Raw genomic sequence first — 20,890 nt, forward strand, 5'->3', positions numbered from 1 at the left:
ATCGGTCTTCGAACCAGACACGAGCGAGCGAAACCACCCTGTGGGCCGAGGGGAACCGCCGCCTCACCCGCGCGGCGCGACATCGCACCAGGCTTCTGGGAGGAGCAGGGATGCCCGATTCACGGAAGGACCGCATCGCCGTCGTGGGGGTGGGCTGCAGGTTTCCCGGCGGGGTGCGCGACCTGGACGGGCTGTGGCGGATCCTGATCGAGGGCCGGGACGTCATCGAGCCGGTTCCCGCCGACCGCTGGGACGCCGGGTCGCCGGACGTGCCCCCGGACGTGCCGCCGGGCGGGGCGCCGGGCAGACGTCCTGGCGGGCGTGGGCCGTCCCCGGTCGTGGGCGGGTTCCTCGCCGACATCGACCGGTTCGACGCGGGGTTCTTCGGCATCTCCCCGCGGGAGGCCCGGCAGATGGACCCCCAGCAGCGGCTCCTGATGGAGGTCGCCTGGGAGGCCATGTCGGACGCGGGCGTCCCCCGGGAGCGCTGGCGCGGCTCGGCGACCAGCGCGCATTTCGGCATCCTCGGCTCGGACTACATGGTCCTGCACGCCAAGACCCTCGGCCCGGACGGCGTCGACCCCTACTTCGCCAGCGGCAAGGAGTTCAGCTTCGCCGCGGGCCGTCTCGCCTACACCTTCGACCTGCACGGCCCGTGCATGACGCTCAACAGCGCTTGCTCGTCGTCCCTGGTCGCGGTGCATCTGGCGTGCCAGGGGCTGCGTTCCGGCGAGGTGGACACCGCGCTCGCCGGCGGCGTGAACGTGATGGTGGCCCCCGAGCTGACCCTCTACATGGACCGCGTCCAGGCCCTCTCGCCCACCGGCCGCTGCCGCCCGTTCGACGCCGCCGCCGACGGGGTGGTGCGGGGCGAGGGGTGCGGCGTGGTCGTGCTCAAGCGGTACGCCGACGCGGTCCGCGACCGCGACCAGATCTACGGGGTGATCCGCGGCTCCGCCGTCAACCAGGACGGCCACAGCGCGGGCCTGACCGCGCCGAACGCGTCCGCCCAGGAGATGCTCCTGCGGTCCGCGCTGCGCGCCGCCGGGCTCGGCCCCGAGGCGCCGCGCTTCGTCGAGGCGCACGGCACCGGGACGCCGCTCGGCGACCCGCTGGAGATCGCCGCGCTCAGCGCCGTCCTCGGGGCCGGACGGACCGCGCAGCGGCCCCTGCTGGTGGGGTCGCACAAGGCCAACTTCGGGCACATGGACTCGGCGGCGGGGATCGCGGGCCTGCTCAAGACCCTGCTGGTGCTGCGGCACCGGACGGTCCCGCCGCAGGCCCACTTCGGCTCTCCCGCGCCGCTGATCGACTGGGGCGGGGGCACCGTCCGCGTCCCGGACGCCGCGATCTCGCTGCCGTCCACCGGGGAGCTGGTGGCCGGGGTCAGCGCCTTCGGCTTGTCGGGGACCAACGCCCACGTGCTGCTGTCCGCCCCGTCCCGGGCGCGGCGGGGGGCGGCCGCAACGGCTCCGTTCACGCTGGCCCTGTCGTCGTCCACGGCGGAGGGCGTGCGCGATCTCGCCCGGGACTACGGGCGGCTGCTGGAGGAGGACGTTCCCGTCGGCGAGGTCGCGGCGGCGTCCACCGCGCGCCGGACGCATCTCGCCCACCGCGCCGCCGTCGTCGGAGCCGACGCGGCGGAGCTGGCCGAGGGCCTGGCGGCGCTGGGCCGGGACGAGCGCTCCCCCGCCGTCGTCACGGACGTGGCGGACGACGATCCGCTCCCGGTGGCCTTCGTCTGCGCCGGCCAGGGATCGCAGTGGCCCGGCATGGGCCTGGACCTGTACGAGCGGGAACGGGTCGTCGCGGAGACGTTCGACGAGTGCGACGCCCTGATCCGCGAGCACGGCGGCTGGTCGCTGCTGGACGCGCTCCGCGACGAGGACCCGGCGCGGCTGCGCGCGACCGAGGTGGCCCAGCCCGCGCTGTTCGCCCTCCAGGTCGCCCTCGCCCGGCTCTGGTGCTCCTGGGGCGTCACGCCGGACGTGATCATCGGGCACAGCATGGGGGAGATCGCCGCCGCCTGCGTCGCCGGGGCGCTGACCCTGCCCGACGCGGCCCGCCTGATCGTGCATCGCGGGCGGCTGATGCAGCGCGCCACCGGCAGCGGCGCGATGGTCGCGGTCGAGCTCGCCGCTGGCGACGTCCGCGACCGGCTGCGGGACGATCACCCCGAGGTCCGCGTCGCCGTCGAGAACGGCCCGCGCTCGGTCGTGCTGGCCGGGCCGGGTGAACCGCTCGACGCGGCGGTCCGGGCCCTCAAGGACGGCGGGGCGGTCACGATCCCGCTCGGGGTCGACTACGCCTTCCACCACCCGCTCATGCGGCCGCACGGGGACGAGCTGGAGGAGCTGCTGGCCGACCTGCCGGTCACGACCCCGCAGGTAGAAGTGCTGTCCACGGTGGTCCCGGGGGAGCGGTCACCGCTGATGGACGCCGCGTACTGGGGACGGAGCCTGCGCGACCCGGTGCTGCTGTGGCCCGCGGTCGACGCGTTCCTGGCCGAGCGGGACGCCGCCTTCGTGGAGATCGGCGCCCACCAGGTGCTGACCAGGCCGCTGCAGGCGGCGCTCGCCGAACGGGGGCGGCGCGGCCCGGTCGTCGGCTCGCTGGTGCGCGCCCGTCCGGGGCCCGCCGCCCTGGCCCAGGCGCGGGCCCGCCTGCACACCTGCGGGATCGCGGTCGACTGGGCGGCCGTGGCGGGCGGGCCCGTCCGCGCCGTCCCGCTCCCGCCGCCCCGCTGGGCGGACGAGCGGTACTGGCTGCCCGGCGTGCCGCGCGGCTCGCAGACCGGGGCGCGGACCTCGTCCACCACGGCCGTGCGGGCCGAGGTGCGGTTGTACGACGCCGCAGGCGAGCTCGTCGGAGAGCTGTCGGGGGGAGCGCGCCCAGCGGCGAAGGAACCGGAACCCGCGCCGGCGGCGCCACCCGCCGCCCCGGCCGAGGCCGCCCAGCCGGCCGATCGGGAGGGAGTGGCGGCGATCGTCCATCGCACGCTGCTGGACGTGCTGGGCCACCCCGCCGGGCATCGCCTCCCCCGCACCCGCGGCTTCTTCGACCTCGGCCTGGACTCGGTGGCGACGGTCACGTTCGCCCGCGCGTTGGAGCAGGCCCTCGGCTGCGCCCTGACCGCCGCCGACGTCCTGGCGCACGCGTCGATCGACGCGCTCGCGGAGCACGTCCTCACCCTCACCCCGGCCCCGCCGGAGCCGACACGGGAGGTCAGGCCGGAACCCGCGGCTGAAGAGGCCGCCCCGGGCGGCCAGGAACCGATCGCGATCATCGGGATCGGCTGCCGGCTGCCGGGCGGCGTGCAAGATCCCGGGGATTACTGGCGGTTGCTGTCCGGTGCCGTGGACACCACGCGCGAGGTGCCCGCCGACCGATGGGACTCCGCCGGGCTGCTCTCCGGACCTCCGGGAACGCCGGGCACCACGGTGACCGGACGGGGCGCGTTCCTCGACGCCATCGACGGCTTCGACAACGCCTTCTTCCGCGTCTCGCCGCACGAGGCGCGCAGCATGGACCCCCAGCAGCGCATGTTCCTGGAAGTCGCCTGGGAGGCGCTGGAGGACGCGGGCCTGCCCGCCGACCGGCTGCGCGGCGGGCGCGCGGGCATCTTCGTCGGGCTGAACACCACCGACTACCAGCAGCTCGTGACCGCGCGGAACGCCGACATCGACCTCTACTACGGCACCGGCAACTCCTTCAGCGGCGCCGCCGGGCGGCTCTCCCATTTCCTGGGCGTGCGCGGCCCCAGCATCGCCGTGGACACCGCGTGCTCGTCGTCGCTGACGGCCGTCCACCTGGCCTGCCAGAGCCTGCGTTCCGGCGAGAGCGAGGTGGCCGTGGCGGGCGGCGCCAACGCGATGTGCACGCCGACCGTCTTCCTGTCCATGTCGTCGGCGGGCGCGCTGGCCCCGGACGGCCGCTGCAAGACCTTCGACGACTCCGCCGACGGGTACGGCCGCGGCGAGGGAAGCGGGGCCGTGGTCCTCAAGACGCTGTCGCGGGCCGTGCGGGACGGGGACCGCATCTACGCGGTGATCCGTGGAAGCGCGGTCAACCAGGACGGCGCCAGCGGCGGCCTCACCGTCCCGAACGGCGAGGCGCAGCGGGAGGTCGTCCGGGAGGCGCTGAGCCAGGCGGGCGTCGCACCCGCCCAGGTGGACTACGTCGAGGCGCACGGGACCGGGACAAGGCTGGGCGACGCGATCGAACTCCGCGCGCTGGACGCCGAACTGGGCGCCGGACGCGACCCGCGGGCACCGCTCCTGGTCGGCTCGGTGAAGACCAACATCGGGCACCTGGAGGCGGCGTCGGGAATCGCCGGGCTGCTCAAGAGCGTCCTCGCGCTCCACCACGAGGCGATCCCCCCGCACCTCCATGTCACCAAGCCCACGCGCCAGGTGGACTGGGACAAGCTGGCGCTGCGCGTCCCCACCGAATCCGTCGACTGGCCGCGCGGGGAACGTCCGAGGATCGCCGGTGTCAGCGCTTTCGGATTCACCGGCACCAACGCACACGTCGTGGTGACGGAACCACCCGACCCACTTCACTCCGCGCCCCGAGCGCCCGGCGAGACCCTCTGGACGGACCGGCGGCGCCCGTTCGTGCTCGCCACCTCGGGGGCTGGTGCCGACGCGCTGCGCGCGTCCGCCGACCGGTTGCGGACGGCGCTGCGCACCATGCCGGAAGCGGACCTGGCTGACCTGTGCTGGACGTCCGGCGCCCGCCGGACGCACCACGAGCACCGCGCCACCGTGATCGGGACCGGCCGCCGCGACCTGATCGCGGGCCTGGACGCCGTGGCCGACGCAACGACCCCGAACGGCGCGGCGGGGGGCCGGTTCCCGAGGATCTCCACCGGCACGGCGCGTCCGGGCGAGCACAAGCGCCTCGCCTTCTACTACGGATCCGAGCCGGTGACGCGGCCCTTCGAGGCGCCGTGGTCGACGCCGCGCCTGGCGGAACTCGACGCCGCGGCATCGTCGCTGGCCGGGATCGCCCCGTTCGAGATGTGGCGCTCGGACACCGTCCCCGAACCCGGCACGCCGGCCCATGACCTGGTGACGCTCGCGGGCCACCTGGCCATCACCGACCTGTGGGAGGCACTCGGCGTCACCGCCGACACGGCCATGGGCGACGGCATCGGAGCGACCGCCGCGGCATGCGCGACCGGCGCGCTCACCGTGGCGGAAGCCGTCGAGGCCCTGGTCCGGAACCGCACGCCCGGGGAGGCCGCGTCGGTCGAGCGGCTGGCCGAGACCGGCGTCGAGGCGATCCTCGCCATCGGCGCACCGCCCGAGCCGCACGCGGCGTCCGGCGCGGACGTGCTCGTGCTGTCCGGCCTCCCCCGCGACCTCCTGGACGACCACCTGGAAGTCGTCGCCGACCTGCACGCCCACGGATGCCGGGTGGACTGGGACCGGGTCGTGCCCACGGGCCGCAGACCCGTCCCGCTGCCGGGCTATCCGTGGCAGCACCGGCCGTACTGGATCGCGGCACGGCCGGAGCCGTCCGCCGCGGACGCCCCCGTCCCCCAGAACAAGCCGGAGGACGACGACGGGCGCGGCCTGCTCGCCGCCGAGCTGGCCCGGCTGCCCGCCGGGCGGCGCTTCGAGCGGGCGCTCGAAGCGGTGCTCGACATGGCCGGCGCCGTGCTCGGCGAGACCGAAGACATAGCCCCCGACCAGGGATTCTTCGACCTGGGTATGGACTCGGTGCTGTCCAGCCGGCTGAAGGCCGCCGCCGAGCGGAGCCTCGCCGCGGACCTGCCCGGCACCGTGATCTTCGAGTGCCCGAACGCCGCGTCGTTCGCCGACTTCATCCTGTCCGAGGTGCTCGACCTCGCCACCTCCGACGACGTCCCCGACGCCGCCCCGGAACTCGGCAAGGACCTCGACGACGACCTCGATGACGACCTTGACGACCTCGACGAGCAGGCCCTGACCGATCGCCTGCTGGCCGCGATCTCCACCGCCGAATCGACGCTGACCGAAGAGGACGACCACGCATGAGCGACCAAGCTCCGGCCAGGGAACGCACCGACCAGCGCGCCAGCCTCGCGGAGGCGGCCCGGACCATCGAACGCCTGCAACGCAAGCTGCGCGAGCGCTCGGCGCGCCCGCCCGCCGAGCCGGTGGCCATCATCGGGCTGGGCTGCCGCTTCCCCGGCGGAGCGGACACCCCGGACCGCTTCTGGCGGTTGCTGGCCGACGGCGTCGACGCCGTCCGCGAGTTCCCGCCCGAACGCGACGACGCCGGGGCGGTCTACCACCCCGACCCCGACGAGCCGGGCAAGGCGTACACCGTCCAGGGCGGCTTCCTGGACGAGGTCAGCACGTTCGAGCCCGCCGTCTTCGGGATCTCGCCCCGGGAGGCGCTCGGCATGGACCCGCAGCAGCGGCTCGCGCTGGAGGTGGCGTGGGAGGCGCTGGAGCGCGCGGGCCAGGCGCCCGACCGCCTGGCGGGCACCCGGACCGGCGTCTTCATGGGCCTCAGCACCACCGACTACGTGCGGATGCGGCAGAGCGAGGGCGACATCAGGGATGTGGACGCCTACCAGCTGATCGGCGAGCCGAGCTTCGCCGCGGGCCGCATCTCCTACACGCTGGGCCTGGAGGGTCCCTGCAAGGTCATCGACACGACCTGCTCCTCGTCCCTCGTCGCGGTGCACGACGCGTGCCAGGCGCTGCGGCTGGGCGAGTGCGACATGGCGCTGGCGGGCGGCGTCAACATGATCCTCTCCGCGTACGGGTACGTGCTGATGAGCAAGTTCAAGGCGCTGTCCCCGGACGGCCGGTGCAAGACCTTCGACGCCTCCGCCGACGGCTACGGGCGCGGCGAGGGAGCGGGCGTCCTGGTCCTCAAGCGCCTGTCGGACGCGATCGAGAACCGCGACCCCGTCCTGGCCGTCGTCCAAGGGTCGGCGGTCAACCACGACGGCAGGTCCAGTGGGCTGACGGTGCCGAACCCGGCCGCGCAGCAGGACGTGATCAGGGCGGCGCTGGCGCAGGCCCGCCTCGATCCGGCCCACCTCGACTACGTCGAGGTGCACGGGACGGGGACCTCCCTGGGCGATCCGATCGAGCTGCGGGCGCTGGAGGCCGTGATCGGCCGGCACCACGCGGACGAGGCGCCGCTGCTGGTGGGATCGGTCAAGACCAACATCGGGCATCTGGAACCGGCCGCGGGCGTGGCGGGGCTCTGCAAGCTCGTCCTGTCGCTCCGGCACGGCTGGATCCCCCCGCACCTGCATTTCACCGACCCGAACCCCAACGTCGACTGGGACCGGCTGCACATCAGGGTCGCCGCCGACGGCACGCCGTGGCCGGACGCCGCCGGCCGGCCGCGCGCCGGGGCGGTCAGCAGCTTCGGGGTGAGCGGCACGAACGCGCACTGCATCGTCCGGTCGCACGAGGCGGCGGAAACCGGTGACCGCACCGGCGACATGGCCGGGCCGCTGCTCCTGTCGGCGCACACCCCGCAGGGCCTCGCCCAGCTCGCGGGCCGGTTCGCCGACCACCTGCGCGAATCCCCCGGCGACGACCTCGCCGACGTCTGCTACACGACCCAGGTGGGACGCAGCCGCCAGCGGCACGGGCTCGTCGCGTCCGCCGGTACGCCGGACGCGATGGCGGACGCCCTCGAAGCGCACGCCCGGGGCGGCCGGCATCCGTCCCTGGGCACCGCCGAACTCCAGGCCCACAAGCACCGCAAGCCCGCCTGGCTGTTCACGGGGCAGGGGGCGCAGTACGCGGGGATGGCCGCCGGGCTGAGCGCCGAACCGGCGTTCGCCGAGGCCCTGGACGAGTGCGCCGAGCACTTCGACCCCCTCCTGGACCGTCCGCTCCGCGAGGTGATCTGGCCCCGGTCGACGGACGGCGACGCCCCCGACCTGGACGACACCCGCTACACGCAGCCCGCCCTGTTCGCGGTCGAGTACGCGCTGGCCCGGCTCTGGCGGTCGTGGGGCGTCACGCCGGGCGCGCTGGCCGGGCACAGCATCGGTGAGATCACCGCCGCCTGCGTGGCCGGGGTCCTCACGCTCCCCGACGCCGCGCGGCTGGTCGCGGCGCGCTCGGCGCTGATGGCCGTGCTCCCGGCGGACGGGGTGATGACGGCCCTGGGGCTCACCGAGGAGGAGGCGCTGGAGGCGATCGGCGCGCGCACCGGAACGGTCGCCGTGGCCGCGGTGAACGGGCCGCACAGCGTCGTCCTCTCCGGCCTCGCCGAGGACGTGGCCGCGATCGAGGCGGAGCTGGCCGCGCGCGACGTGCGGGCCCAGCGGCTCTCGGTGTCGCACGCCTTCCACTCGCCGCTGCTCAAGCCGATGCTGGCGGAGTTCCGCGCGATAGCCGCCGAGATCGAGCACCGGGAACCGGAGATCCCGCTGGTGTCCAACGTGACGGGACGCTTCTGGGAGCCCGGCGACGGCGGCCCGGACTACTGGGTGCGGCACGCCGCCCAGACCGTCCGCTTCCATGAGGGACTGCGGACGCTGCACGACGGCGGCTACCGGACCTTCGTCGAGCTGGGCCCGTCGCCGGTGCTGAGCGCCCTTGGAGCCCGTGCGCTCGACGATCCCACATGCGCGTGGATTCCGGTACTGCGCCGTCCCAAACCCAACGGACCGGAAGACCGGACGTCGGTCAGGGCGGCCCTCGGCATGGCCGTCCTGCGCGGGGTCTCCGCCGACTGGGACAAGGTGCACACGGGCACGCCCCCGCGCCGGGTGCCGCTGCCCGCGACGGTCTGGCAGGGCTCGCCCTACTGGTTCGAGAAGAGGCGGAACGGCGCCGCCGCCACCGGGCAGGCGCCGACCGAGGCGGGTTCAGCGGCCGCGCTCCCCGCGGGCCTGCGCAGGCTGCGCGCCGCCGTCCCGACCTACCAGGCGGACCTGAGCGCGCCGGTCTGGGCCGAGTACACCCGCTCCGACGGCAGCGGCCGCTACCTCTCGGTCGGCGGGCTCGGCATCGTGGTCGACGCGGCGGTCAACGACGCGCTCGACAGCCTCCGGCTGAGCGTCGCGGACGTGCGGATCGACAGCAGGGTGCCGATGGACGACCCGGACCGCATCCTGCAGATCACCGTCTCGCCCGGCCATGCCGACACGGCGGCCGTGGAGATCCACTCGGTGTCCAGGTCCGAGGAGGAGGCGGGCGCCCCCTGGACGCGGCACGCGCGCGGCGTGGTCCGGCGGCCCATCCCGGGCTCCCGCCGGATCCCCGTCTCACCGGACGGCTTCGACCCCGGGAGCTACGGACGCGCGATCGCGCACGACGGGGCCTCGCTGCCCCCGGCGCTGCTCGACGCGATCTCCGGCGCCCATCGGGGCGGGCGGGGCGTGCTCGTCGCGCTGGAACCGCCGGACGACCGCGAGCCCGCCGCCCGCTGGGGCCAGCTCCTCGACGCGTCGGTCGCCGCCCTCTCCTGGGCCGCCGACGGCGCGGTGCCGGACTCCTTCACCGGCCGCGCGCGGCGCCTGGCGGAGGGCGTCCTGCACGACCCGGCACGGGTCCGCCACGTCACGGCCGCGGTCACGGCGCATGGCACCACGGGTGATGGCGCCAAGGGGGACGCGGCCGTGGTGACGGGCGACATCGAGTTCCTGGCCGAGGACGGCGCGCGCCTGGGCACACTGCGCGGCCTCGAAGTGGTGGACACGGCACAGGACGCGACCGCTGGGGCCCGATGGCGTTCCCCGGGCGAGCTGCTGTACGAGGTCGGATGGGAGCGGGCCGCCGCGCCGTCCCCGGCGCGCGTGCGGGACGAGAGCGTCCTGCTGATCGCCGACCGCGGCGGCACCGCGGCCGCGCTCGCCGGCAGGCTGCGCCAGGAAGGCGCCCACTGCCAGATCATCGACCCCGGTGACGACGGCATCGGGCCCTCGCTCCTCGACGGCTGGACGGGCCCCGCCGCGCCGGGCCGGATCGTCGTGCTCACCGGGCTCGACGCGCCCGACCCCGAGACCTGCGACGGGGACGCCGTCACCGCGTTCCTGCGGCACGGCGAGCTGACCGTGATCGGGCTCGTCCAGCGGCTCCTGGAACGCCCCGCCTGGGCGGAGACGAAGGTCTCGCTGGTGACGCGCGGGGCCGTCGCGGCGGAGGACAGGCTCACCGCCCCCCTCGCGGGAACGCTGTGGGGGCTCGGACGGGTCATCGCCCTTGAGCACCCCGAGCACTGGGGAGGGGCGGTCGACCTCGACCCGTCCGCCCCGGAGGACGCCGACCTCGACGCCCTGATCCAGGCGCTGCTGGACCCGTCGTCCGAGGACGAGCACGCGCTGCGGGACCGCGCGCGGTACGTGCCCCGGCTGAACCGCGCCGCCGCCACGGCGCCGATGCGCGGGGCTCCGCGGGTCAGCCCGTCCGGCTCCTACCTCATCACCGGCGCGTTCGGCGGCATCGGGCAGGCCGTCGGCGAATGGCTGGCGCGGCACGGCGCCGGACGGCTCGTCCTGCTGGCCCGCACGCCCCTGCCACCGCGCGCCGAGTGGGACGGCGGCCTCGCCCCCGGCCTGCGCGAACGCGTCGCCGTCGTGCGGCGGCTAGAGGCGCTCGGGGCGGAGGTCGAGGTGGTCGCCGCCGACGTCGCCGACGCCGGCCGGATGGAGGCCGTCGTCTCCGCGCTGCGCACCGCCCGCCGTCCGCTGCGCGGGGTCGTGCACGCGGCGGGAGTGTCCAAACCGCAGTTCCTGCGGGACGTCCCCGTCACCGCACCCGACGACTACGACGCCGTATGGCGGCCCAAGGTCGCCGGTGGATGGCTGCTGCACCGCCTGACCGCGGGGCTCGATCTCGACTTCTTCCTCGGTTTCTCCTCGATCGCCGCCACCTGGGGCTCGCAGCACCTGTCGAGCTACGCGTCCGGGAACGCGTTCCTGGACGCCCTGGCGGCCTACCGGCGCCGCCGGGGCGAGGCCGCGCTCACCGTCGACTGGGGCCCGTGGGACCTGCCCTCGGCCCTCTTCGACGAGGAGGTGCTGAGCTTCCTCACCTCCACCGGGCTGCGCACCCTCGCCGCGCCGCAGTGCCTGCGGCTGCTCGGCGCGCTGCTGGCGGCGGGCGCCTCCCACGGGGTGGTGTGCGCGGCCGACTGGTCGACGTTCCGCCCGGTCATGGAGGCCCGGATCGACCGGCCGCTGCTGCACGCCCTCGACGTCTCCGAGGAGACCGGCGAGGCCACGGCCCCGCTGCTGGACGACCTGGCGCAAGCCCCACCCGAAAAGCGCACCGCACTGCTCGTCGCCTACGTCCAGGACGTGCTCGGCGACGTGCTCGGCATCGATCCCCGCGGCATCGCGGTGGAGGACGACGTGATCGGATACGGACTGGACTCGCTGATGGTCATGGAGGTCGTCAAACGCTGCAAGCGCGACCTCCAGGTCACCGTCCGCCCCAACGCCTTCTTCGCACGGACGACCCTCGGCGAGTGGGCGGCGCTGCTCGGCGAAGAGACCGGAGCGGAGACCACGGAGGACGAGGAGGCCGACCTCACCCTCCCCTCGCAGATCGCGCGGCGGGTGGAGCTCGACCCCGACATCCGTCCCAGCGGCCCCCTCGGGAAGGGCTACCAGAACCCGCGCCGGGTGCTGCTCACCGGCGCCACCGGCTTCGTCGGCGCGTACCTGCTGGACGAGCTGCTCAGCGCGACGGACGCGACGGTCGTCTGCCTGACCCGCTGCGCGGACGAGACCGAGGGCCTGGCCCGGATCCGCGGCAACCTGGAGCACTACCTCCCCTGGCGGGACGACGCCGACGAGCGGATCGAGGTGCTCCCCGGAGACCTCGCGGCGCCGCTGCTGGGCCTGGAGGCGTCCGCCTTCGGCGCGCTGGCGGAGAGCGTCGACGCGATCTACCACTGCGGCGCCTGGGTCAGCTTCTCCTACACCTACCGGCGGCTGGAGGCGGCCAACGTGGACGGCCTCGCCGAGATCCTGCGGCTGGCCTGCACCGGACCGCTGACCCCGGTCAGCCACGTGTCCACCTACGGCATCTGGGGGATCCCCGAGGACGGCCGCTCCGTGATCGCCGAGGCCGACCCGATCGCCACGGCGGGCCGACTGGTCACCGGCTACGTGCAGACCAAGTGGGCCGCCGAGCGGCTGGTGGAGATCGCGCGGGAGCGCGGCATCCCGGTGGACGTCCACCGCCCCGGGCGAGTGCTGGGCGACTCGCGCACCGGGGCCTGCCTGACGACCCACTTCACCACCCGGGTCATCCGCGGCTGCGTCCAGCTCGGCATGGCGCCCGACCTCGACCTGGAAATCGAGATGACACCGGTCGACTATGTGAGTGCGGCACTGGTCCGGATCTCCCGCGCCCCGCACGCCTTCGGGACGAACTTCCACCTTGTCAACCGGCGTAAGATGCATTTTGGCGAACTCGTCCGCAACATTGGCGAAAACGGATGGCCGGTCGCGGTCGTGCCGGTCGAGAAATGGTGGCAAGAACTGCAGGAGTCGTTTGCCGAACGGGACAATGTCCTGCATCCGGTGATGGACGTGGTCGAGGAGTTCGTGGTCGGCGGCGAAGAGGCGATCGACTACGACACCGCGAATGCCGAAGAGGTGCTGGCCGGCACCGGCGTGGAATGCCCGCCGCTGGACGAGCGGCTGCTGCGCACCTATTTCTCCTGGATGGCCCGCACCGGCTACCTGCCCCCGGCCGGTGGATGACCCCCGGCCAGGGGCGCCCGGGCCCGGCCGGGGGGCGGCGGAGCCCGGCCGGGTCAGCCGCCGGCCGGGCCCTTGCCGACCAGCAGCACGTTCTGGTGGATCTCCTGGATCTCGGGGGACGGCAGCAGCCCGAGCTCGTTGTCCAGGACGTGCCGGAGGCTGTGGAAGACGTCCAGCGCCTCGTTGCGCCGGCCCGCCCGGCTCAACGCCATGATCAGCTGCCCGTGGAACCACTCGTTGAAGGGATGCGCCGCGACCAGCGACCGCAGCTCCCCGATCAGCTCGCGGTCGCGGCCCAGCAGCATGTCGGCCTTGATCCGCAACTCCAGCGTGTAGAGCCGCTGTTCTTGCAGGTGAGCGGCGTAGGCTTCGAGCAGCGGGCCGCGGTTGACGCCCGCCAGGGGCGGGCCCGTCCAGAGGGCGAGCGCGTCGCGCAGCTGCCGCGCCGCCTCCTGCAGGCGGCCCACCTCCAGCAGCCGCCGCCCGCTCTTGACCTCCTCGTCGAAGACGAACAGGTCCAGTTCGGTGGGCTCCACCCGCAGCATGTAGCCCGACGGGCGGGTGACCAGCAACTCGCGGCTGTCGGGCGCGAGCCCCTCGGATTCGATGGTCTTGCGGAGTTGGTAGATGTAGGTCTGGGCAGTGGTCTGCGCGCTCTTGGGCGGGTCGGCGCCCCACAGTTCCTCGACCACCGTCTCCAGCGTGACGAGCTGGTTCCGGCGCACCAGCAGCAGCGCGAGCACCTGTCTCAGTTTCGGCGCCGTCAGCTCACAGACGCCACTCTCATTGAAGATCTCAAACGAGCCGAGAATCGCGAATCGGACCATTTGTACCCCTCGGTTACAGCGCCCCCTAATGGTCGCGCAGTCAGCGACTGACACCAAAGGATAATTGCTCATTGTGGGGCCGACAACGGTTGCCCGGCCGCTCCCCGACGGCGTTCAATCTAGGCATGGCGGATAAGGAGCGCGGGAACGTCGAGGTGGTCATCGCCGGAGCCGGTCCGGCGGGCCTGGTCATGGCGCTGACCCTGGCACGATACGGAATCGAGGTACTGGTCGCGGAAAAGCGCCCGAGGGTGTCGACGCTTTCGCGGGCGCTGGTGGTGAGCACGCGCAGCATGGAGATCCTGCGGTCCTGGGGCCTGGCGGACGCCGTGCGCGCCGGGGCGGCGGACGTGGTGCCGCGCGGCTGGGTGACCCCGGCGCTCGCCTCGGGCGAGGGCAGGGAGTTCCCGCTGGGCTACCCCACCTCCGAGGAGGCGGCCCGGGTGAGCCCGGCGGCGCCGGCCTGGGTGCCGCAGGACCATCTGGAGCCGATGCTGCTGGCCCGGCTGCGCGAGGCCGCGTCCGTGGAGGTCCGGTTCGGGTCCCGGCTGGTCGGGGTGGAGCAGGACGCCGGCGGCGTCCGCGCGATCCTGCACGACGAGGACGGGGGCCGGGCACGGACGCTGCGGGCGCTGTACGTCGTGGGCGCCGACGGCGCGCACAGCACGGTGCGCGAGCAGCTCGGGATAGGGCTGGACGGCTCGCCGGTGCGCGGCGGCTACTACGGCGTCCAGTTCCGGGCCCCGCTCGCGGCGTTCCTCGACGGCCGCCGCTACGGCCTCAACGTGATCACCGATCCGGCCGCGTCCGGGATCCTGACGCCGCGCGGGCCCGGCGACCGCTGGCACTACGGCCGCGAGCACAGGCCCGGCCAGGTCCCGCTGGTCGACCGCACGACCGAGCAGCTCACGGAGCTGATCGCCGCCGCCGCCGGGGTCCGCGGCCTGCGGCCGAGGATCGAGTCGGTCTCGGAGTTCGGGTTCGCCGCGCAGGTCGCCGAGCGGTTCCGGGCGGGCCGCGGCTTCCTCGTCGGCGACGCGGCGCACCAGATGACCCCGCGCGGCGGAACCGGCATGAACACCGCGATCCACGACGGCTACGACCTGGGCTGGAAGCTCGCCTGGGTGCTGCGCGGCTGGGCGGGGGACGGCCTGCTGCACAGCTACGAGGCCGAACGGCGCCCGGTGGCGCTGCACAACGTCGAACGGTCCGCGGACCCGAACGGCGCCCGGTGCACCCCCGAGGAGGCCCTGCCCTGGGACCTCAACGGCCGGCTCGCGCACCACTGGCTGACCCGCAACGGCCTGACGGTGTCCACGCTGGACCTGCTCGGCGACGGGATCACCGTGCTCAGCGACCCGGGACGGGCCGACCCGCATGAGCCACCGGCCATACCCCGCGTGCACGCCCCGGTGACCACGCACGTCCTCCCCCCGGAGATCGCCCGCGCCCTCGGCGTCCCGCCCGGCGGGGCGCGCGTCCTCCGCCCCGACGGCAGGGACCTGCGGCCGGGCGGCCGGGACCTGCCGAGGGAGGCCACGGAGGCGACGGAGACGGTGTAGGCGATCGAGGTGGGGACGGTGTGACGCGCGGCGGCCGCGCCGGTCGTCCCGGCGCGGCCGTGCTCCACCCGTCCCGGTCACACCCGTTCCGCGTGGACGTGCCACATCGGCAGCAGGATGCGTCCCTGGTCGTCCTCGTCCAGCGCGTCGGGGTCGAACTCCACGCCGCCCTCCGGGGCGGCGTCGCGCTTCTCCTCAAGGAAGGCCCGGGTGAACCGCGTCGCGGAGCTGGTCTCGCGGATCTCGATGATCCGCCAGTGCTCGCTCAGGTTCGCCTCCAGGTTCGCGCGGCCGACCCGCAGCCACGCCGGGGGGAGCCCGGGCGGGGCGGTCTCGCTGAAGCTGAACAGCTGCAGCGTCGCCCCCTCCGCGCACAGCCGGTGGACGGTCGCGGCGTAGACCCGGCGCTGGTCGTCGTCGAGGCAGTGGTAGAGGCCGTAGTCCAGCACCGAGCGGAAGCCCTCGCGCACCCCGTCCATGCGGGTGGCGTCCGCGACCATGAACTCGACGTCGGCGTTCTGCGCGCGGGCGCGCTCGCGGGCGTCGTCGATCGCGGTGGGCGAGATGTCGACGCCGGTCACCGGGTATCCGCGGCCGCTGAGGTAGACCGCGTGGGCGCCGCGCCCGCATCCGGCGTCGAGCACCGGGCCGGTGAACCCGCCGGCCCGTTCGAGATCCATCACCGACCGCTGCGGCTCCCCGATGTCCCAGGGGGCGAAGCCGAACCGCATGCCGAGCCCCTCGATCGGCGCCTTGCCCGCGTAGAGCGGCTCGAACGCGGAGGTGTCCTCGGCGAGTACCTGATCTTCCCTGTTCATCTGTCGTCTCCCTTGTGCGACGTGCCAACAGAACCGAACCAGTGGCGCAGCATCGGACGCGGATCGTCGGAACCGGCACCGGCCCACGCCACGTGGCCGTCCGGACGGAGCAGCACCGCGTCCAGCCCGGCCACCGGCCCGCCCGGATGCCGGTCGGGGGCGACGAGGTCGACCCGTCCGGCCCATCCCGCGGCGGCGTCGCGCAGCGCGGCCCGATGCTCCGGGACGGCGGTGAGCACCAGCAGCACCCCGCGCGCGGACCGCAGCGCCGCCGCCGTCCCGTCCCACCCGTCGCCGGGTGGAATCCGGGCACCGACCAGCGGATGCGGGCCGCCATCGGTCTCTTGCGGGGGGACGGCCCCCCACACCCCCTGGAACGGCCCGTACCGCACGTCGAGACCCGTGACGAGCCCGGCGAGCTGGTCGCGGACCTGCGGGTACCCGATCAGCTCGGCCAGCACGGCGCGCAGCGGGTCCAGCTCGGCGCCGCCGAGGAGCAGCGCCGCCTGCGCGTCGACGCCGCGCTGGACGCGCCGCCCGACGGACCGGCGTTCCTCGTCATAGGTGTCCAGCAGGCCGTGCGGCGCGCGGCCGATCGCCACGGCGGCGAGCTTCCAGCCCAGGTTCGCCGCGTCCTGCAGCCCCAGGTTGATCGCCTGGCCGCCGGCGGGGAGCTGCCGGTGCGCCGCGTCACCGGCCAGCAGCACCCGTCCGGCGCGGTACCGCTCCGCCAGCCGGGAGCCGTCCCGGAAGGCGTGCAGCCAGCGCGCGGTGCCGCCGCTGATGTCCTCCCCGGTCACCCGCCGCCATGCCGTCTGCACATCGGCGAACGTCGGTGGCTCCGTCCCGGCGGCGTGCCCGTCGACGGCCACCATCACGCGGGTCAGGCCGTCGTCCGGACGTTTCGCGGCGACGGCCAGCCCGCCGGGGAGCCGCTCGAAGCGCCGGTCCTGGACGGCGATGCCCGCCACGTCGGCGGCGAGCAGCTCACCGGTCGCGTCCCGGCCGGGGAAGCCGATGCCCGCCGCCCGGCGCACCGTGCTGCCCTCCCCGTCGCAGCCGACCACGTGACCGGATTCGACCTGGTAGGGCCCGGACGGGCCGAGCACGTCGACCAGCACCCGGTCGTCCTCCACGACCAGACCGGTCACGTCGTGCCCGCGCCGGATGTCGGCGCCGAGACCGCTCGCCCACTCGGCCAGCAGTGCCTCCAGCCGGGGCTGCGGCACCTTCCACTGCCCCGGGAAGGGCGTCGGCAGGAGGCCGAGGTCGAGCGGGATCCCGCCGAAGTGGCCCATGCGGTGGCTGGGCGGGGACCCCAGCGACGCCCGCAGGCCGCGCTGCTCGAAGAACTCCATCGTGCGCGCGTGCAGGGTGGACGCGCGGGTCTGCGCGACGGGCTCGTCCAGCCGCTCCAGCACCACCACCGCGGCTCCGCCGAGCCGCAGCTCGCCCGCCAGCAGCAGCCCGACCGGACCGGCTCCGACGACGGTGACCTGGGTGACCTGGGTTCGCATCGCGCCTCCCTCCGGGAACGGGCGGGCAGGTGGACGGTCAGGGCCGGTTCTCGGCGTACTCCTTGGCGTGCCGCAGCGTCGCCAGGCTGTTGGTGCCGAGCGCGTCCCGGACGAAGTCGCGCGCCTCCGGGACACCGGCGTCGGCGCCGAGCACGGCGGTGATGTTCGCGGTGTTGATCGCCACGGTGTGCGACGAGGTGACCCGCACGCCGGACGGCCCGTCCGCCGCCACCCGCCAGATGCCGGTGTGCAGCGTCAGCAGGGCCGGGAGCCCGATCTGCTTGTACACGATCGTGTGCTGCGGGAAGCAGACCCGGACCGACTTCGTCGTGTGCGTCGAGCCGTTCTTGGCCTTGGTGTCCATCTCCAGGAGCTGGAGACCGGGGGTGTCCTCGGTGAGGTCCACGCGTGACACGTGCGGGAGCCGCTCCTCCCACAGCTTCGCCTCGTTGAGGAAGTCGTACACGGGACCGGCGACCTCGCCCATGGTGCCGTTGACGACGACGGAGTCCTCGAAGGTGTGGACGGGCGGTTCTCCCGTCCCGGCCGCCGCCTCCGCGCCCGCCTTCAGCGCCGCCAGCTCCGCCTGGCTGTTGCCGTCCACGGCCCGCTCGATCCACGCCAGCTTCTCCGGATCGTCGCCGGCGGCCCGGTAGTCGTGCAGCAGCCGCACCGTGGACGCCGCGTCGCCGGCCGGTTCGACGATCCAGGTGCCGCCCATCGCCGCGACGGGCGCGGCCGGGACCTCCTGGCGGAACTCGATCCGCAGCCGCTCAGGGTCCAGGACCCGGCGCGAGGTCCAGGTCTTCACCTCGCCGTTCGCGAAGGCCCAGATCCGGATGCGCTCCTGCGTCCCGGACCGCTCGAACCGGTCCACGTGCACGGTCGGCGGGAACAGGTTCGGCCAGTCCTCGACGGCCTCGATCATCCGGTGCACGGTCGCGGCGGGCGCGTTGACGTCGATCTGATGCTCCACCTCGCGGTGGCCCGGCTGGTCCATGACGCTCCCTAGAAGTTCCCGAGGCCGCCGCAGACGTTGATCGCCTGGGCGGTGATGGACGCCGCCGTGTCGGTGGTCAGGTAGCAGACGAGCCCGGCCACCTCCTCCGGCGTGGAGTAGCGGCCAAGGGGGATCTTGGCCTGGAACCGCTCCAGGACCGCCTCCTCGGAGGTGTCCCAGACGGCCGCGTAGCCCTGCCGGACCCGCTGCGCCATCGGCGTCTCGACGTAGCCCGGGCACACCGCGTTGACCGTGATCCCGGTCGGCGCGAGCTCGTTGCCGAGCGCCTTGGTGAAGCCGACGACGCCGTGCTTGGACGCCGAGTACGGCGCCCCGAGCACCACGCCCTGCTTGCCCGCGGTCGAGGCGATGTTGACGACGCGGCCCCGCTTCGCCTCCCGCATGCCGCCCGCGTTCAGCACCTCCCGGGTCATCCGGAAGACGCTGTGCAGGTTCGTGTCGATCACGTCGAACCACAGCTCGTCGGCGAGGTCGGCGGTGACCCCGCCGCCGCTGCGCCCGGCATTGTTGACCAGGACGTCCACCGGCCCGAACCGGTCGACCGCGGCGCGCACGAAGGCCGCGATCTGGTCGGGCTCCCGCACGTCGCACGCCTGCCCGTCGGCCTGGAACCCCTCGTCCAGGAGCCGCTTCACGGTCTCCTGGACGGCGTCGGCGTCCCGCGCGCAGATGAACACGCGGTACCCCATCCCGGCCAGGGCCCGCGCCGTCGCCAGTCCGATGCCGCTGGTCGCCCCGGTGACCAGGGCGACCTGCGTCCGCTCCGATGTCATGCCCTTTCCTCCTCCGGTTGTGTCGTGGTCGGTGGGCCCGCGTCCGCGGTGCCGGGCGCGTCCATGAGCCGGGAGACCAGGCCGGTGTCGTAGGTCCCGGCGCGGAAGCGCTCGTCCGCCAGGACGCGGCGCAGGAAGCCCGCCGTGGTGCGCACGCCCGGTCCCTCCGCCCGGAACTCCGCCAGCGCCCGGTCCATCCGGGCGACCGCCTGCTCGCGGGTGGGCGCCCAGGCGAGGACCTTCGCCAGCAGCGGGTCGTACAGCGCGGGCACCCGGTAGCCGGGGTAGCCGTGCGTGTCGACCCGGACGAACGGGCCGCCGGGCAGTTCGAGCGTCTCGATCCGGCCCGGCGTGGGCACGAAGCCCCGGTCGGGGTCCTCGACGTTCACCCGGCACTCGATGGCGGCGCCCCGGGCGCGGACGTCGTCCTGGCGCAGGCCGAGCCGCTCCCCCGCCGCGACCCGCAGCTGCTCGCGGACGAGGTCGAGCCCCGTGACCAGCTCCGTCACCGGATGCTCGACCTGGATCCGGCAGTTGACCTCCATGAAGTAGAACTCCGCGTCCGCGTCGACGAGGAACTCGAAGGTGCCGGCGCCGGTGTACCCGGCGGCGAGGGCCCCGGCCACCGCGGCCTCGCCCATCCGGTCGATCGTCCCGGGCGGCAGGCACGGCGCCGGGCTCTCCTCCAGCAGCTTCTGATGGCGGCGCTGGACGGAGCAGTCGCGCACCCCGAGGTGGACGGCCTCGCCATGGCCGTCGCACAGCACCTGCACCTCCACGTGGCGGGCCGACGGCAGGTAGCGCTCCACGTAGAGGGTCGAGTCGCCGAACAGCGTCTGCGCCTCGCCCGACACCTCGGCGTAGACCGGCAGGACCGAGTCGAGGTTGTCCACCACGCGCATGCCGCGCCCGCCGCCGCCCGCCGCCGCCTTGATGATGACCGGGAAGCCGATCCGCTCCGCCGCCTCGCGGGCGGCCTGCGCGGAGGCCACCGGCCCGAAGCTGCCGGGCAGCAGCGGCAGCCCGGTCTCCGCCATCGTCCTGCGGGCCGTGCACTTGTCTCCGAGCCGGGCCATCACCTCGGCGGGCGGGCCGATGAAGGTCAGGCCCTCCTTCCCGCACACCTCGGCGAAGTCGGGGTCCTCGGACAGGAAGCCGTAGCCGGGATGCACGGCGTCGGCGCCGGTCTGCCGGGCCGCCTCGATGACGGCCGGGATGTTGAGGTAGCTGCGCTTGGCCGGGCCCGGGCCGATGTGCACCGCCTGGTCGGCGTACGACACGACCGGCGAGTCGCGGTCTTCGGTGGAGTAGACCGCGACCGTCCGGACGCCCAGCTCGCGGCAGGTGCGGGCGACCCGCAGCGCGATCTCGCCCCGGTTGGCGATCAGGACCGTGCCGAACATGCCGCTCAGCTCCCTTCCGCCGCCGCCAGCGCGAACAGCGGCTCGCCGTACTCGACGGGCGCGCCGTCGTCCTTCACCACGGCCGCGATGGTCCCGGCCCGGTCCGCCTCGACGGGGATCATGAGCTTCATCGCCTCGACGATCCCGATCTGCTGCCCGGGGCTCACGGCGTCGCCCACGGACACGAACGGCTCGGCGCCCGGCTCCTTGGCGTGGTAGAAGACGCCGACCGCGGGCGAGGTGAGGTGCTCGTCGGCGTCCTCCGCGGTGGGGGCGCTCTC

Annotated in this window: 10 protein-coding genes; 3 read left to right on the plus strand and 7 right to left on the minus strand. The window is 74.3% G+C overall.

Going from position 1 to position 20,890, the window contains the following annotated elements; all coding sequences use genetic code 11:
* The first annotated feature begins 110 nt into the window (after positions 1-110).
* Complete coding sequence (locus ETD83_RS12320; protein WP_138645232.1) at positions 111-6,023, plus strand: type I polyketide synthase; 5,913 nt, start codon at positions 111-113, stop codon at positions 6,021-6,023.
* Complete coding sequence (locus ETD83_RS12325; RefSeq protein WP_138645233.1) at positions 6,020-12,688, plus strand: type I polyketide synthase; 6,669 nt, start codon at positions 6,020-6,022, stop codon at positions 12,686-12,688. Before ETD83_RS12320 ends, ETD83_RS12325 begins: the two co-directional genes overlap by 4 nt.
* A 53-nt stretch (positions 12,689-12,741) precedes the next feature.
* Here ETD83_RS12325 and ETD83_RS12330 read toward each other — a convergent pair whose 3' ends face one another.
* On the minus strand, positions 12,742-13,515 hold the full coding sequence (locus ETD83_RS12330) for an AfsR/SARP family transcriptional regulator (protein ID WP_138645234.1): 774 nt from the start codon (positions 13,513-13,515) through the stop codon (positions 12,742-12,744).
* Between the two features lie 125 nt (positions 13,516-13,640).
* On the opposite strand from ETD83_RS12330, the gene ETD83_RS12335 reads away from it, so the two are divergent.
* On the plus strand, positions 13,641-15,077 hold the full coding sequence (locus ETD83_RS12335) for an FAD-dependent monooxygenase (protein WP_138645235.1): 1,437 nt from the start codon (positions 13,641-13,643) through the stop codon (positions 15,075-15,077).
* A gap of 77 nt (positions 15,078-15,154) precedes the next feature.
* On the opposite strand, the gene ETD83_RS12340 is transcribed toward ETD83_RS12335, so the two are convergent.
* The 6 genes from ETD83_RS12340 to ETD83_RS12365 form a co-directional block, all read right to left on the minus strand.
* On the minus strand, positions 15,155-15,895 hold the full coding sequence (locus tag ETD83_RS12340) for a class I SAM-dependent methyltransferase (protein WP_138645236.1): 741 nt from the start codon (positions 15,893-15,895) through the stop codon (positions 15,155-15,157).
* Positions 15,892-17,412 carry an FAD-dependent monooxygenase gene (locus ETD83_RS12345; RefSeq protein ID WP_138645237.1) on the minus strand — a complete coding sequence of 507 codons (1,521 nt, stop codon included), beginning with the start codon at positions 17,410-17,412 and terminating at the stop codon, positions 15,892-15,894. The genes ETD83_RS12340 and ETD83_RS12345 overlap by 4 nt, the downstream gene beginning before the upstream one ends.
* A gap of 37 nt (positions 17,413-17,449) precedes the next feature.
* The gene (locus ETD83_RS12350; protein WP_138645238.1) at positions 17,450-18,412 is read right to left on the minus strand and encodes an aromatase/cyclase; all 963 of its coding nucleotides are present in this window, start codon (positions 18,410-18,412) and stop codon (positions 17,450-17,452) included.
* Positions 18,413-18,420: 8 nt separating this feature from the next.
* A complete protein-coding gene (gene fabG / locus ETD83_RS12355) occupies positions 18,421-19,206 on the minus strand; it encodes a 3-oxoacyl-ACP reductase FabG (protein ID WP_138645239.1) in 786 nt (261 codons plus the stop codon).
* Positions 19,203-20,609: an acetyl-CoA carboxylase biotin carboxylase subunit gene (locus ETD83_RS12360; RefSeq protein WP_138645240.1), complete on the minus strand. Its 1,407-nt coding sequence runs from the start codon at positions 20,607-20,609 to the stop codon at positions 19,203-19,205. The genes fabG and ETD83_RS12360 overlap by 4 nt, the downstream gene beginning before the upstream one ends.
* Before the next feature lie 5 nt (positions 20,610-20,614).
* The coding region (locus ETD83_RS12365; RefSeq protein WP_329602764.1) for an acetyl-CoA carboxylase biotin carboxyl carrier protein at positions 20,615-20,890 on the minus strand (276 nt) is incomplete at its 5' end.

Source organism: Actinomadura soli (assembly GCF_005889715.1).
Classification (GTDB): domain Bacteria; phylum Actinomycetota; class Actinomycetes; order Streptosporangiales; family Streptosporangiaceae; genus Spirillospora; species Spirillospora soli.

Bases quoted from the DNA above. Each gene is read 5' to 3' on its own strand.
- ETD83_RS12325 (WP_138645233.1), top strand. From the start codon at position 6,020: ATGAGCGACCAAGCTCCGGCCAGGGAACGCACCGACCAGCGCGCCAGC.
- ETD83_RS12345 (WP_138645237.1), bottom strand. From the start codon at position 17,412: ATGCGAACCCAGGTCACCCAGGTCACCGTCGTCGGAGCCGGTCCGGTC.
- ETD83_RS12340 (WP_138645236.1), bottom strand. From the start codon at position 15,895: ATGAACAGGGAAGATCAGGTACTCGCCGAGGACACCTCCGCGTTCGAG.
- ETD83_RS12350 (WP_138645238.1), bottom strand. From the start codon at position 18,412: ATGGACCAGCCGGGCCACCGCGAGGTGGAGCATCAGATCGACGTCAAC.
- fabG (WP_138645239.1), bottom strand. From the start codon at position 19,206: ATGACATCGGAGCGGACGCAGGTCGCCCTGGTCACCGGGGCGACCAGC.
- ETD83_RS12330 (WP_138645234.1), bottom strand. From the start codon at position 13,515: ATGGTCCGATTCGCGATTCTCGGCTCGTTTGAGATCTTCAATGAGAGT.
- ETD83_RS12320 (WP_138645232.1), top strand. From the start codon at position 111: ATGCCCGATTCACGGAAGGACCGCATCGCCGTCGTGGGGGTGGGCTGC.
- ETD83_RS12335 (WP_138645235.1), top strand. From the start codon at position 13,641: ATGGCGGATAAGGAGCGCGGGAACGTCGAGGTGGTCATCGCCGGAGCC.
- ETD83_RS12360 (WP_138645240.1), bottom strand. From the start codon at position 20,609: ATGTTCGGCACGGTCCTGATCGCCAACCGGGGCGAGATCGCGCTGCGG.